The sequence below is a fragment of the Fulvimarina thalattae genome, assembly GCF_040239565.1.
Classification (GTDB): Bacteria; Pseudomonadota; Alphaproteobacteria; order Rhizobiales; family Rhizobiaceae; genus Fulvimarina.
The window spans coordinates 455,446-468,961 of sequence record NZ_JBEHWS010000001.1 but is presented as its reverse complement, the minus strand read 5'-3'; the positions used below and the strand labels follow the sequence as shown (position 1 = coordinate 468,961).

The following is a 13,516-nucleotide window of genomic DNA, read 5'->3' as shown; positions in this document are numbered from 1 at the left end:
GCTTAGATGATCCGGGCTTCGCTCTTCGGATCGAAGGCGACGGCCTTTTCCATGTTGATCGCGAAGGGAAAGTCCTCGCCCGCCTTCACCGGCACGTCCGAGCTGAAGCGCGCGGTGATGTCCTTGCCGCCCATCTGGGTCACGACGAAGATGTCGGAGCCCGCCGGCTCGGTGATCTCGACGCGCGACTCCACCACATGCACCGCGCGCGAATTGCGGTCCGCCCCGTCCGGCTCGGTGATCGACTCCGGCCTGATGCCGAGCGTGATCTCGCGCCCTTCCTCGCCGGCCCCGTCGCGTCCGGCAAAGGGCAGGATCGTGCTGCGCCCGTCCGACAGCGTCACCTCGGCCGCCGGCGAGCCGTTCGCCGAGACGATCTTCGCCGGGAAGAGGTTCATCGAGGGCGAGCCCATGAAGCCGGCGACGAAGAGGTTCGCCGGATTGTCATAGATCTCCTTGGGCGTGCCGATCTGCTGCACATGCCCGCCATACATCACCGCGATCCGCGTCGAGAGCGTCAGCGCCTCGATCTGGTCGTGCGTCACATAGACGATCGTCGTTCCCAGCTTCTGGTGCAGCTTCTTGATTTCGGTGCGCATGTCGACGCGCAGCTTGGCGTCGAGGTTCGACAGCGGTTCGTCGAAGAGGAAGACGTCCGGATCGCGCGTCAGCGCACGGCCCATGGCGACGCGCTGGCGCTGCCCCCCGGAGAGCTGGCCGGGCTTACGGTCGAGAAGCGGGGTGATCTGCAGGAGCTCGGCCACCTGCGCGATCTTCTCCTCGCGCTCCTTCTTCGGAATGCCGTGCATTTCCATGCCGAAGGAGATGTTCCCGCGCACCGTCATGTTCGGATAGAGCGCGTAGGACTGGAAGACCATGGCGATGTTCCGGTCTGCCGGCTTCACTCCGTTCATGGATCGCCCGTTGATGACGATATCTCCGCTGGAGACCTCCTCCAGCCCGGCGATCATGTTGAGAAGCGTCGACTTTCCGCAGCCGGATGGCCCGACGAGAACGAGAAACTCGCCCTCCTCGACCGAGATGTTGGTGTCGTGCAGAACCTTGAGCGCGCCGTAGGATTTCGTGACGCCGTCGATGTCGAGAAAACCCATCGGTTCGTTATCCTTTCACGGAGCCTGACATCAGGCCGCGCACGAAATATCGGCCCGCGACGATGTAGACGAAGAGAGTGGGAAGGGCGGCCATGATCGCCCCGGCGAAGTGAACATTGTATTCCTTCACGCCGGTTGACGACTGGACGAGATTGTTGAGCGCGACCGTCATCGGCTGGCTGTCGAAATCGGAGAAGGACGCCCCGAACAGGAAGTCGTTCCAGATATTCGTGAACAGCCAGATCACGCAGACCACCGCGATCGGACCCGAGGACGGCAAAAGAATGCGCCAGAAGATGGTGAAGAAGCCCGCCCCGTCGATCTGCGCGGCGCGCACCAGCTCGTTCGGGAAGGCGGCGTAGTAGTTGCGGAAATAGAGCGTCGAGAAGCCGATGCCGTAGACCATGTGGACGAAGACGAGCCCGCTCACGGTTCCCGCGATTCCCATCAGACCCAGCATCCGCGCCATCGGGATCAGCACCATCTGGAAGGGAATGAAGCAGCCGAAGAGGAGAAGCCCGAAGAGCAGTGTCGCGCCTCTGAAGCTCCACTTCGTCAGGACGTAGCCGTTCAGCGCGCCGATCACCGTGGTGATCGCGACGGCCGGGATCACCATCAGCAGCGAGTTGAGGAAATAGGGTTTGAGGCCCGTCGCCTCGACGCCCACCTGCGCCGTCGACCAGGCGCTCCGCCAGGGGGCGGTGGTCCAGTCCTCGGGAAGTGCCATCATGCCGCCGGCGGTGATCTCGCGCAGCGGCTTCAGCGAGTTCACCAGCATCACGTAGAGCGGCAGGAGATAGTAGATGCAGAAGAGCGCGAGGATCACGTAGAGGACGATGCGCGGCCAGTTGATCCCGGCGCGGGTCGCACCCGTCGCGCTCGGCTCTCCGGTTCCGGCCGTTACGGCATTCGCGGTGGGAGCGGCCATTATTTCTTCTCCCGGAGTTCGGACCAGAGATAGGGAACGATGATCGCGGCGATGGTCATAAGCATGATCACCGCGGAAGAGGCGCCGATGCCCATCTGGTTGCGGGTGAAGGTGTAGGAATACATGAAGGTCGCCGGCACTTCCGTCGCGCTGCCGGGCCCGCCGTTCGTCAGCGCGATGACGAGGTCGTAGGACTTGATCGCCATGTGTGCGAGCACGACGAAGGCGGACATGAAGGCGGGCCTGAGCTGCGGAATGACGATCCGGCGATAGAGCGCGAAGGTGGACGCCCCGTCGATCTCGGCCGCCCGCATCATCTCGCTGTCGATGCCGCGCAAGCCGGCGAGGAACATCGCCATGACGAAGCCGGAGGTCTGCCAGACCGCGGCGATGACGATCGTGTAGATCGCCATGTCGGAGTCCTTGATCCAGTTGAATTCGAAGCTCGAAAAGCCCCAGCCCCGCACGATCGCCTCGACGCCAATGCCGGGATCGAGAAACCACTTCCAGGCAACACCCGTCACGATGAAGGAGAGCGCCATCGGATAGAGGTAGATGGTCCGGATGAAGCCTTCCGCGCGGATGCGCTGATCGAGCAGGATCGCGAGCAGAAGGCCGAGCACGCAGCAGATGACGATGTAGAGCGTGCCGAAGATGACGAGGTTCGTCAGCGCCGTATCCCAGGCGCGGATACGGAAGAGCAGCTCGTAATTCCTGAAGCCCACCCATCCGTAGGTCGGCAGGATGCGGCTGTCGGTGAAGGACAGGTAGAGCGTGAAGAGAATGAAGCCGTAGACGAAAATGCCCACGAGTGCGACCGACGGGCTGAGCACGATCTTCGGCAGGAAATCGCGCAGCCGGTCCGCGACGCCCCGCTGGCGTGCGGTCTCGGAAATGGCCATGTCGATCCTCCCGATCGAGCCTGTCGATAAAGTCTCTCCGGCACGAATGGCCGGTGGTCACGACGGCTAAAGACTGAGGGCCGGCCTGCTGCCGGCCCTCAATGCAAAAGCGGTCTTACATGTTGATCTGAACGGCCGTCAGCAGCTCGTCCATGGCGGTGTCGCTATCGTACTCGCCATTGAAGTGCGCCGTGATCACGTCGTACATCGCGTTCTTCACGGCTGCCTTGTTGGCGTGGCCATGGGCGAAGGACCCCATCAGATTGTCGCTCGAAGCAGCATTCTTGAAGTCCTCATAGGCCTGCTGTCCGCACGCGTCGAAGGACGACACATCGATGTCCGTGCGAGCCGGAACCGAACCCTTCACCTTGTTGAAGGCGATCTGGAATTCGGGGCTGACGATCGCCTCGGCGAGCGCGGCCTGCTGCGACGAGACCTCGCCGCCCTGATCGAACAAGGCGAACTGGTCGGAGTTGAACAGCACCTGTTCGCTGGTTCCGGGGAAGCGGAAGCAAACGAAATCCTCGCCCGGTGTCTGGTCGGCGTTCAGGAACTCGCCCTTCGCCCAGTCACCCATGATCTGGAACAGCGCCTTGTCTTCGATGACCATCGCCGTCGCGAGATTCCAGTCGCGGCCGGAGAAGTTGTCGTCGACGAAGCCGCGGACCTCGGTCATGCGATCGAAGACCTGCTTCATCGTGTCGGAGGTCAGAGCCTCTTCGTCGAGATCGATCAGAGCCTTGCGGTAGAACTCGGGACCGCCGGTCACGAGCGCGACGGAATCGAAGATCGTCGCGTCCTGCCAGGGCTGTCCGCCATGGGCGAGCGCCGTGTAGCCGGCGTCCTTGGCCTTCTGCATGGCGGCGATGAGGTCTTCCCAGCTTTCCGGCTGCTGAATCTCGAGCTCGTCCATCAGGGACTTGTCGGCCCAGACCCAGTTGGTCGAGTGGACGTTGACGGGAGCTGCGACCCACTGGTCCTCGTATTTGGAGAACTTCTGGAGCGCGGCCGGAATGACCTCGTCCCAGTTTCCTTCCGACGCGATGTCGTTGAGGTTGGCGAGCGCGCCCTGCTGGGCCCAGTCAGTGATGTCGAAGCCAAGCATCTGCACGGCGGTCGGCGCGTTGCCGGCGGTGACGCGGGCGCGCAGCACGGTCATGGCCTGGGTGCCGCCGCCGCCTGCGACCGGCATGTCCTGCCAGCCGATGTCCTGCTTCTGAAGGTCTTCCTTCAGAACGTTGAGCGCAGCAGCCTCGCCGCCAGCGGTCCACCAGTGCAGGACCTCGACGTTCGAGCCCGATGCCTGGCCTTCGGCCTTTTCGGCGTCCTGGGCATTTGCGGCATAGGCGCTCAGGAGCGCGGCAGCCGCCGTCATTGTAGTCGCAAGATAACGCATGAATTTCCTCCCGGAATGCGTGTCAAAAAATGTCGGTCGCGGTGAGGCTCCTTGAAGCACGGACCTCAAATTCCGTTACTCTGGAATCTCCCTCCCGAATTCGCAGCGTATCGACTAAAACCGTGCCGTCTAGTCCTTTGCCTCCATATTTCACAAAAGTAGGCTTATTGCGGTGCGACCCTCAAGGATGCGCGTCTGCCCTGCACTTCCGGCGTGGCGGGGCTGAATAATCCAATATTCACCTTCATGCACCTGAAAACACAGGTTTTCGTTTTTCCCGAAAAGCCGCGACACCTTCCTCCCGATCGGCAGTCGCCGAGATCATCCCCGCCCCTAGAGTTTCGACCATCGCGGCGCGATCCTCATCCACCGCTGCATGAATCATGTATTTCGCCACCTCCACGGCACGCGGCGAGCGCTGGGACTGGGCCTCGGCGATCTCGAAGGCCGCAGCATCGGCATCTTCCGCGATCATCGCCGCAAAGCCGCAGGCCGCCGCACGTTCCGCATCGATCCGCCGCCCAAAGAGCGCCATTTCCTTCACCACCGGCTCACCCAGAAGCCGAACCAGCCGCTGCGTTCCGGACCAGCCGGGCACGATGCCGACCCCGGCCTCCGGTAGGGCGAGCGTCGCTCGCGGAGCCATGACCCGCAGATCGCAGGCCGCCGCAAGCTCCAGCCCGCCGCCGAAGGCGTGAGCACCGATCGCACCGATCACCGGCTTGGAAAGCCGGGCCAGCCGATCGAAGATGCGATGTCCGTCGCGCACCCATTCCCGCGCGAACTCCGCCGGCGAGAGCGCCCCCCAGGCAACGATATCAGCCCCCGCGCAGAACGCTTTCGCCCTTTCCGCCGTCAGCACGACGGCCGTCACCGAGGCGTCCCGGTCGATCTCGGCGCAATGGGCCTCCAGCGCTTCGAGCATCGGCACGGTGAAGGCGTTGAGTTTTTCAGGGTTGTCCAGCCGAAGCTCGGCGATCGTCCCATGCCGCTTGAGATGGACCGTGCTCATAGGGACAGCTCCATCGGACCTTCGCCGAGGATCGATGTCGGCATGGTCATCGCATCTGCCGCGACCTTCACTCTACCCTTGGAGGCATCGACGATATCGCGCTCCGGCTCGATGCCGGGCATGATCTCGGTCGCCGTCAGCCCGTCCTCCAGAAGCCGGATCACGCAGCGCTCGGTCACGTAGAGAACGTCCTGCCCGATCTCCCGCGCGCGTTTGCCCGAGAAGGTTACGTGCTCGACCTGATCCACCATCTTTGTGAACTTGCCGGGCTTGGAAATCCGCAAACCATCGGCCGAGACATCGAACTCCGCCCCGGCCTCGAAGAAGCCGGAGAAGACGATCTTCTTCGCGTGCGCCGTGATGTCCACGAACCCGCCGCAGCCGGCGGTCAGATAGGGCTTCTTGCCGAGCTTGGAGACGTTCACATTCCCCTCGGCATCCACCTCCAGGAACGAGAGGAACGACATATCGAACCCGCCGCCCTGAAAGTATGTGAACTGCTGCGGGCTTGGCATGATTGCATCCGCATTGGAGGCGCAGCCGAAGGCAAAGCCCAGAAGCGGCACGCCGCCCGTCGCGCCCTGTTCGATCGCCCAGGTCACCGCCTGATGATGCCCAGCCTCCACCAGAATACGCGGCACCATGGCCGAGATGCCGAAGCCAAGATTGGCCGTCTGCCCAGCCTTCAGCTCCATCGCCGCCCGCCGCGCGATGATCTTCTCGACGCCGAACTCGGGCGTCGAGAAACTGTCCCATGGTCGGATGATCTCGCCGGAAATCGCCGGATCGTAGGGCGTACCGGTCGTCTGCAGCTGGTCGGGATCGGTGACGATCAGGTCCACCAGATGGCCCGGCACGCGCACGTCGTGCGGCCGGAGCGAGCCCGACGCCGTCACGCGCTTCACCTGCGCGATGACGAGTCCGCCGTGATTGCGCACCGCGATCGCCTGTTCCAGCGCGCCGAGATAAGCCCCCTCATGCTCGTATGTGAGATTGCCGCGCTCGTCCGCCGTCGTCGCGCGGATCACGGCGACATCGGGCACGATGTTGGGGAAATGCAGCCAGGTCTCGCCGCCGAATTCCACGCGCGAGACGATCGGGCTTTCGGCCGCCTTCTCGTTCATCGCACAGCCTTCGCGGATCGGATCGACGAAGGTGTCGAGCCCGACCTTGGTGATGACGCCCGGTCGCCGCGCGGCCACATCGGCATGCATGTCGAAGAGAATGCCGGAGGGCACGTTATAGGCCGCGACCCGGTTCTCCGTCAGCATTTTCCAGATTTCGGGCATCGGCAGTGACGACGGCCCCGACGGATAGGACCCCGCCAGGACGCGCTTGATCAGCCCGTCCTTGGCAATGTGGTCGATTCCCTTGATCCCGTACATGTCGCCCGCCGCGATCGGATGCAGCATGGTGAGATCGCGCGGATGGCCCTCGCCGTCGAAGCGCTTGCCGAGCGCCGCCAGCACCTTGTCCGGACAACCAAGGCCGGAGGACGACGAGACGGTCACCACCGCCCCGTCAGCTATCCGCGCAACAGCCTGCTCGGCGCTGACGAGCTTCGATGCCACGGCCTCAGAACCCCGCATAGTCGACGGCGACCGTTTGCCCGCTGTCTGCGGCGACCTTCACGGCCATTGCGACGGCCAGCGACTTCACCCCGTCGACGCCATCGGCCGAGGGCCGCCCTTCGCCGCGCGTCGCGGCATCGAACAGACCCATGGAACGCTCGTAGAGCCCGTGCGTGTCGTATTCCACCGCCCGGCGGCCGCTCTCGTCGGTGAGCCAGACCTCGCCGACCGGATTCTGCGTCATCACGCCCTTTGCCACGAGGGAGCCCTTCGAGCCGTGGAATTCGATCCCCGTCTCGGCAAACTTATGCGTGAAGCTCTCATGGGTCTGGACCATCGTGCCCGACGGCATCGACCAGAGCGACATTGCGCTATCCTCGACGCCCTGCCCGAGACCGGAGGCTGCCTGCTTGGCGACCACGTCCACCGGGTCCTCACCCAGATGGAAGCGCACCGTATCGGCGTCATGCACCACGATATCAGGGATAACCCCGCCGCCCGCGCCGGGATTGTCGATCCGCCAGCCGCGAAGCACTTGCGGCAGCGAGACCGCGTGGAACACCCGAACACTCAGGACATCCCCGATCGCACCGCTCTGGAGCAGATCGCGGATCGCCAGATGGCTGCCAGCATTGCGCAGATGATGGTTCGTGCCGAACACGACGCCGGCATTAGTGGCTTTGCGCACCATGTCGGCCGCATCCGACACCGTCATCGCCAACGGCTTCTCGCACATCACGTGCTTGCCCGCCGCGATCGCCGCCAGCGCCTGCGCGTGATGCTTCTCGTTCGTCGTCGAGATATAGACCGCATCCACCTCGGCCTCGCCGAGCAGTCGGTCGAGTTCGGTATAGCTCTGCGCAATCCCATGCGTCTTGGCGTAATCCGCCCCGCGCGTCTCGTCCGAGCTGAGCACCGCCGTGATCTCCGATCCCTCCACCGAACGGATCGCACCGATCATGTAATTGGCCGCAATCCGGCTCGCACCTATCAGTGCCCAGCGCATCATTCCTCCCATCGGACCCGCCGATCTTTCCCGACCGGTTCTTCGGGTCCTGCTCATTCAAGTTTGCTTGCTAGGAAGGCTACTGGAACGTTCCAAAACAGTCAAGCGCGGCACCTGAAACGCTTTGGCCCAGATGCATATGACGGCAGGAGGCAGTCGGCGATGCGTGCCGAGCTTCAGGCGTTGGAGCCCATGTCTTCGGGGCCGACGAAATCGCGGCGCGACGCATCGTAATGCAATATTACCATAAGCTGGACAGGCAACAGATCTAACGATGCTTGAAGGCAGCAGTCTCAAGTGAAAACTTCCTCAAATTAAAGGAAGAAATTCCGATCGAAACCTAAGCTAGAAAAACAATTCTTGTTTAAATACATACTCCAGCGGAACCATTCAGCAGCCGCGCCCATTTCTTTGCCATTAGATGGCCTGCTCGGCGGGTGCCTGTGCCGGATCTCTTCGGCCCATGAGGGCCGCCCTCCTTGGTGACCGGCCCCGCACCGCTGAGGTGCGCCTGGACTGGGAGGGAAGCACTTGTCCGGCATTTTTCTGATCCTTCTCCTCGTGCTTGCGATCGCATTCATCGTCGTCGGCACGGCCAAGTTTCACATCCATCCCTTCCTCATTCTTCTCGTCGCATCATACGGCCTGGGACTTTTCGCCGGCATCTCGCCGGCGGATACGATCGAGGCGCTGGTGGCGGGCTTCGGAGAGACCATCGGCGAGATCGGCATCATCATCGCAGCCGGCACCATAATCGGTGTCGCGCTGGAGCGAACCGGCGGGGCGCAGGTGATGGCCGACACCGTGGTGCGTGCCGTCGGCAAGGCGCGAACGGTCCTCTCCATGAGCATCACGGGCTCGGTGGTCTCGATCCCGGTCTTCTTCGACTCAGGCTATGTGATCCTCTCACCGCTCGCGCGCTCGCTGGCGGCGAAATCGGGCACGTCCATGGTAACCTATGCGCTGGCGCTCTCCATGGGACTGATGGCGACACACATCTTCGTGCCGCCGACACCGGGTCCCGTCGCCGCCGCCGGCTCTCTCGGAGCGGATCTCGGCATCGTCATTCTGCTCGGTCTCGTCGTGACGGTGCCCGTGGTCGCTGTCTCCTATTTCTACGCGATCTTCATGGGCAACCGGTACTATATCGATCCTGAATCGATCTCCGTCACCAACGCTCCCGACGTCGAGAGCGAGAAGACCGGCCCGGCGCCCTCCCCCTTCCGCGCGTTCCTGCCGATCCTGCTGCCGATCGTCCTCATCAGCCTCAACTCGATCGCGACCTTCGAAGGCAGTCCGCTGGGCGAAGGCCTCGTCTACAGCATCCTGACCTTCATCGGCGATCCGAACACGGCTCTTCTCATCGGCGCCTTCACAGCGCTCTACGTCACCGTAAGCGGCGGCGGGAAGTCGATCACCCAGGATGCGGTTATGGACGCCCTGCGCGTGGCAGGTCCGATCATCCTCATCACGGGGGCCGGCGGAGCTCTGGGCGGAGTGCTTCAGGCGACGCCGATCACCGATTTCCTTGCGAACAATCTGGCCCTTTCGGGACTCGGACTCGGCCTGCCCTTCCTGCTCGCTGCGGCTCTGAAGACGGCGCAGGGGTCATCGACCGTCGCCATCGTGACAACGGCCTCGATCATCGCGCCGCTCGCCGGCTCGCTCGGCCTTGAATCCAGCACCGATCTCGCGCTGGCGACGCTTGCCATCGGTTCCGGCTCTGCCGTCGTCGCCCATGCGAACGACAGCGGTTTCTGGGTGGTCACTCAGTTTTCGGGCATGAGTGTTTCGGAAGGCTACAAGTTCTACACCACCGCCACCCTCATCGCGGGTATTACCGGGATCATCACGGTGCTTCTCCTCAGCCTGATCCTCTGATTGGAAGGCGGTGAGCGCGGCACCGAACCGCCCGAGCCATGACGCAACCCGATAGAGCGACTGACGGGGGTCTCCCGACCACCTTCATGAGGCACGAAGGAAAACCTTTCGGGTATGGCATCCGTCGAAGACACTGACCCTTGGTCTGCGTGCGAACCTGGCTTCGAGAATCAGGGGCCCGCTGACACTTCGCGCCGAATGGCCTCGCCAATTCCCTCTTCGATCATCGTAGAGATGATTTCTTCGATCGTGCTCCGCACGGACGCGTTTGCGGCAAACCGGCGATCGAACACCCCCGGCAATGCCAGAAGATTGACCACGAGCGCCTGTGCGGCATCGCCGGACTGCTCGACCCTGCGCACGATCTCAACGTCGCGCGGATCGCGGAGTTCGTAGGCGTCGCCCTCTTCAGTCCGGCCAAGGCAGTAGCGCATCCATGCGGCGATTGCGAAGGCGAAGGGGCGGATGGATTGGCCACGATCGAGTGCGTCGAGGGCCGGGGCGACGATGCGCTGGGGCAGCTTTTCGCTGCCGTCCATCGCGATCTGATAGGTCCGGTGGCCAATAGCGGGGTTGGCGAAGCGCGCGGCGAGATCGTCGGCGTATTGATCGAGGTCGATGCCGGGGAGCGGGTCGAGGGTACCCGCGGCCGCGGAGAGGTGGCGGCGCACGAGCGATGCGAGATCGGCATCCGCCATCACGTCGCGCACAAAAGTATGGCCGGCGAGGAAACCGGCATAGGCGAGCATGGAATGCGCGCCGTTCAGCATGCGCAGCTTCATCGCCTCATAGGGCGCGACGTCATCGACGAAGAGCGCGCCACCGGCCTCCCAGTCGGGGCGGCCTTGCGGAAAATGATCCTCGATCACCCATTGGAGGAAGGGCTCCGTCTCGACGGCGGCCTTGTCTTCGAGGCCGGTGAGGCGTTCGGCGGTCGAGAAAGTTTCGTCGGTCGAAGCCGGCGTGATCCGGTCGACCATGGAGGAGGGAAAGGCGACCTCCTCCGCGATCCTCTCGGCCAGCGCGGGATCGACGCGGCGGGCAAAGCCGGCGACGCCCGCGCGGAGGATCTGGCCGTTTTCTGGGAGGTTGTCACAGCAGAGGACGGTAAAGGGTTCGAGGCCGGCGTCGAACCGACGCCGCAGGCCTTCGACAAGGAGACCGATGACGCCGGACGGCTCGCGAGGGTTTTCGAGATCGGCCGCAATCGCCGAATGGCCCTCGTCGATATCCATCACCGCGCGGTCGATGCCATAGGCCTTTTCCGTGACCGTGATCGTCACGATGCGAATGGCCGGATCGCTCAGCGCCTCGACCACCGCGCAAGATTCGCGGGCGGCGGCGATCACCTTGGCGATCGAGCCGATCACCCTCGCCTTCGGCCCCTCCGGGCCGGCCTCGACCAGCGTGAAGAGCCCGTCCTGCGGATTCATTGCATCGGCGATGTCCGTCGATCGCAGGCTGACGGAAGCGATGCGCCAGTCGCCACCGCTCTTCGCCAGCGCGTCATCGGTGTAGACCGCCTGATGGGCGCGGTGAAAATTGCCGCAGCCGAGATGGACGATGCCGGTACCATGCGCCGCAGAATCATAGGCGGGACCGACAGCGCCCGCCTTCAGATGCCCCAGGCTCTCGCGATCGAGCCGCGTCACCGGGCGGCCTCCGCGAAGGCGCGCGCTTCCCGGTGCGAGAGCGCGGCAGCGAGGCCGCGCAGTTCGGCGAGGCCCTTCAGCCGGCCGATCGCTGGATAGCCGGGCTGAGCCTTACGGGAAAGATCGTCGAGGATATCCTGTCCGTGGTCGGGCCGGAAGGGAATTTGGGCATCCGCCCGCCCCTCGCCTCGCCGTCGGGCTTCCTCAGCGAGCGAGGCCGCAACCAGGGCAACCATGTCTGTGTCGCCAGCGAGATGCTCCGCCTCGTGGAAGGAGGCATAGAGCCCCTCCATCTCGCGTTTCGTGTTGCGCAAATGAAGGAAATGCACCCGGTCTCCGAGCCGGCGCATCATGCCCGGCAGATCGTTGTCGGCCCGCGCGCCGAGCGAGCCCGAACAGAGCGTGATTCCGTTGGCGCGCAGATCCACCGCGTCCATCATCGCCTTGTACTGCGCCTCCGTCGACATGATGCGCGGCAGGCCTAGAAGGGGAAACGGCGGATCGTCCGGATGGCAACAAAGCCGCATGCCGAGCTCTTCCGCGACCGGCGCGACCTCTTCCAGAAACCCGACGAAATGCGAGCGCAACCGGTCCTCGCCGATCTCGGCATATTCGGCGAGATGCTCGCGCACATCGGCGAGGCTAAACCGCTCGGCTGCCCCCGGAAGGCCGAAGACGACATTGCCGGCGAGCTGTTCCTTGCGCGCCTCGTCCATGGCCCGGAAACGCTCTTCGGCGCTCGCTGCGATCTCCTCCGGAAAGCTCTCGCGCGCGCCTTTTCGCTCCAGGATGAAAATGTCGAAGGCGGCGAAATCATAGATGTCGAAGCGCATCGCGGTCCCGCCATGGGCGACGCGATAGGTAAGATCGGTCCGCGTCCAGTCGAGCACCGGCATGAAGTTGTAGCAGATGGTCTCGATGCCGGCCGCCCTCAGGTTCCGAAGGCTCGCCTTGTAGTTCGCGACGTGCTCGCGCCAGTTTCCGCGCTGCTTCTTGATGTCTTCCGAGACCGGCAGGCTCTCCACCACTTCCCAGCCGATGCCGGACGGCGTGCCGTCGCGCCGCGTGCCGATCTCGGCTTTGCGGCGCTCGATCTCTTCGAGGCTCCAGACGGCCCCGGTCGGCACGTGGTGGAGGGCCGAGACGACACCCTCGACGCCGGCCTGGAGCATGTCGTCGACCGACACCAGATCGTTCGGTCCGAACCATCGCCAAGTCTGCCGCATGCCATTCCTCCCCTTCATTCGCTCGCCGAAGGGATAGCAGACAAAATTATCGTTGACTAGTATGGTAGTTCCGTTCATGATGCAAGCGAGGAGGAACATGGATGTCCGTCGCCGTCAGGCCCATCGACGACATGCTGGATGCCGCGGCACCGATCGGACCGCAGCTCCTCAAAAGCCTGCGCGGGCGCATCGTGCGCACCGAACTGGCACCCGGCCTCAGACTTTCCGAAAAGGATATCGCGGTCCATTACGGCCTGTCCCGCCAGCCGGTGCGCGAAGCTTTTATCCGCCTTGCCGAAGAGGGCTTTCTCGAAATCCGCCCCCAGCGCGGCACCTTCGTTCGGCGCATTTCCGCGGATGAGGTGAAGGATGCCCGCTTCATTCGCGAGGCGATCGAGGCCGACATCGTGCGGCTCGCGGCGGAACGTCTGGACGAAAGCCTCGTGAGAGAACTCCGCCGGCTGATCGCGCTGCAAAGCGACGTCGCAGAAGGTGACGCGGAAGCCTTCATGCCTCTCGACGAAGCCTTCCACCGGGCGATCGCCGAGGCTGGCGGCCACGGCCGCGCCTGGAGCGTGCTCCAGCAAATCAAGGCGCAGATGGACCGGGTCCGCTATCTGACGGCGGCAGAATTCCCGAAGGCCAAGCTGATCGCCCAACACGAGGCGATCGCAAGGGCCATCGAAAAGGGCGATGCCGACGCGGCCGAGGCCGCTATGCGCGGCCATCTACGCAAGATCCTCGACGATCTGCCTACGATCCACGCGGCTCATCCCCTCTTCTTCGAGACGGCGGGAGCGAAAGTCGCCGTTTCCTGAACACCAGAGACA

At 63.7% G+C, this 13,516-nt stretch carries 11 protein-coding genes; 2 read left to right on the top strand and 9 right to left on the bottom strand.

What is annotated here, in order from left to right; all coding sequences use genetic code 11:
* Window positions 1–2: 2 nt before the first annotated feature.
* The 7 genes from ABRA89_RS02180 to ABRA89_RS02150 form a co-directional block, all read right to left on the bottom strand.
* Window positions 3–1,112 (bottom strand): ABC transporter ATP-binding protein, encoded by a 1,110-nt coding sequence (locus tag ABRA89_RS02180; RefSeq protein ID WP_349939805.1) that lies wholly within the window; start codon window positions 1,110–1,112, stop codon window positions 3–5.
* Window positions 1,113–1,119: 7 nt separating this feature from the next.
* Window positions 1,120–2,040 carry a carbohydrate ABC transporter permease gene (locus ABRA89_RS02175; RefSeq protein ID WP_349939804.1) on the bottom strand — a complete coding sequence of 307 codons (921 nt, stop codon included), beginning with the start codon at window positions 2,038–2,040 and terminating at the stop codon, window positions 1,120–1,122.
* On the bottom strand, window positions 2,040–2,942 hold the full coding sequence (locus ABRA89_RS02170; protein ID WP_349939803.1) for a carbohydrate ABC transporter permease: 903 nt from the start codon (window positions 2,940–2,942) through the stop codon (window positions 2,040–2,042). The genes ABRA89_RS02175 and ABRA89_RS02170 overlap by 1 nt, the downstream gene beginning before the upstream one ends.
* A gap of 115 nt (window positions 2,943–3,057) precedes the next feature.
* A complete protein-coding gene (locus ABRA89_RS02165; RefSeq protein ID WP_349939802.1) occupies window positions 3,058–4,338 on the bottom strand; it encodes an ABC transporter substrate-binding protein in 1,281 nt (426 codons plus the stop codon).
* 244 nt (window positions 4,339–4,582) lie between these two features.
* Complete coding sequence (locus ABRA89_RS02160) at window positions 4,583–5,350, bottom strand: enoyl-CoA hydratase/isomerase family protein (RefSeq protein ID WP_349939801.1); 768 nt, start codon at window positions 5,348–5,350, stop codon at window positions 4,583–4,585.
* Window positions 5,347–6,939 carry an acyl CoA:acetate/3-ketoacid CoA transferase gene (locus ABRA89_RS02155; RefSeq protein WP_349939800.1) on the bottom strand — a complete coding sequence of 531 codons (1,593 nt, stop codon included), beginning with the start codon at window positions 6,937–6,939 and terminating at the stop codon, window positions 5,347–5,349. The genes ABRA89_RS02160 and ABRA89_RS02155 overlap by 4 nt, the downstream gene beginning before the upstream one ends.
* On the bottom strand, window positions 6,926–7,930 hold the full coding sequence (locus tag ABRA89_RS02150; RefSeq protein WP_349939799.1) for a Gfo/Idh/MocA family protein: 1,005 nt from the start codon (window positions 7,928–7,930) through the stop codon (window positions 6,926–6,928). Before ABRA89_RS02150 ends, ABRA89_RS02155 begins: the two co-directional genes overlap by 14 nt.
* A 528-nt stretch (window positions 7,931–8,458) precedes the next feature.
* Between ABRA89_RS02150 and ABRA89_RS02145 the strand changes: the two genes are divergently transcribed.
* Window positions 8,459–9,808, top strand: coding sequence for a GntP family permease (locus tag ABRA89_RS02145; RefSeq protein ID WP_349939798.1), 1,350 nt, complete (start codon window positions 8,459–8,461; stop codon window positions 9,806–9,808).
* 170 nt (window positions 9,809–9,978) lie between these two features.
* Here ABRA89_RS02145 and ABRA89_RS02140 read toward each other — a convergent pair whose 3' ends face one another.
* A complete protein-coding gene (locus tag ABRA89_RS02140; RefSeq protein WP_349939797.1) occupies window positions 9,979–11,460 on the bottom strand; it encodes a mannitol dehydrogenase family protein in 1,482 nt (493 codons plus the stop codon).
* On the bottom strand, window positions 11,457–12,686 hold the full coding sequence (uxuA, locus tag ABRA89_RS02135; RefSeq protein WP_349939796.1) for a mannonate dehydratase: 1,230 nt from the start codon (window positions 12,684–12,686) through the stop codon (window positions 11,457–11,459). The genes ABRA89_RS02140 and uxuA overlap by 4 nt, the downstream gene beginning before the upstream one ends.
* Before the next feature lie 101 nt (window positions 12,687–12,787).
* On the opposite strand from uxuA, the gene ABRA89_RS02130 reads away from it, so the two are divergent.
* The gene (locus ABRA89_RS02130) at window positions 12,788–13,504 is read left to right on the top strand and encodes a GntR family transcriptional regulator (RefSeq protein ID WP_349939795.1); all 717 of its coding nucleotides are present in this window, start codon (window positions 12,788–12,790) and stop codon (window positions 13,502–13,504) included.
* Window positions 13,505–13,516 lie beyond the last annotated feature (12 nt).

Coding starts and splice junctions, on each gene's coding strand:
- ABRA89_RS02180 (WP_349939805.1), bottom strand. CDS start 1,112: ATGGGTTTTCTCGACATCGACGGCGTCACGAAATCCTACGGCGCGCTC.
- ABRA89_RS02175 (WP_349939804.1), bottom strand. CDS start 2,040: ATGGCCGCTCCCACCGCGAATGCCGTAACGGCCGGAACCGGAGAGCCG.
- ABRA89_RS02170 (WP_349939803.1), bottom strand. CDS start 2,942: ATGGCCATTTCCGAGACCGCACGCCAGCGGGGCGTCGCGGACCGGCTG.
- ABRA89_RS02165 (WP_349939802.1), bottom strand. CDS start 4,338: ATGCGTTATCTTGCGACTACAATGACGGCGGCTGCCGCGCTCCTGAGC.
- ABRA89_RS02160 (WP_349939801.1), bottom strand. CDS start 5,350: ATGAGCACGGTCCATCTCAAGCGGCATGGGACGATCGCCGAGCTTCGG.
- ABRA89_RS02155 (WP_349939800.1), bottom strand. CDS start 6,939: ATGCGGGGTTCTGAGGCCGTGGCATCGAAGCTCGTCAGCGCCGAGCAG.
- ABRA89_RS02150 (WP_349939799.1), bottom strand. CDS start 7,930: ATGATGCGCTGGGCACTGATAGGTGCGAGCCGGATTGCGGCCAATTAC.
- uxuA (WP_349939796.1), bottom strand. CDS start 12,686: ATGCGGCAGACTTGGCGATGGTTCGGACCGAACGATCTGGTGTCGGTC.
- ABRA89_RS02130 (WP_349939795.1), top strand. CDS start 12,788: ATGTCCGTCGCCGTCAGGCCCATCGACGACATGCTGGATGCCGCGGCA.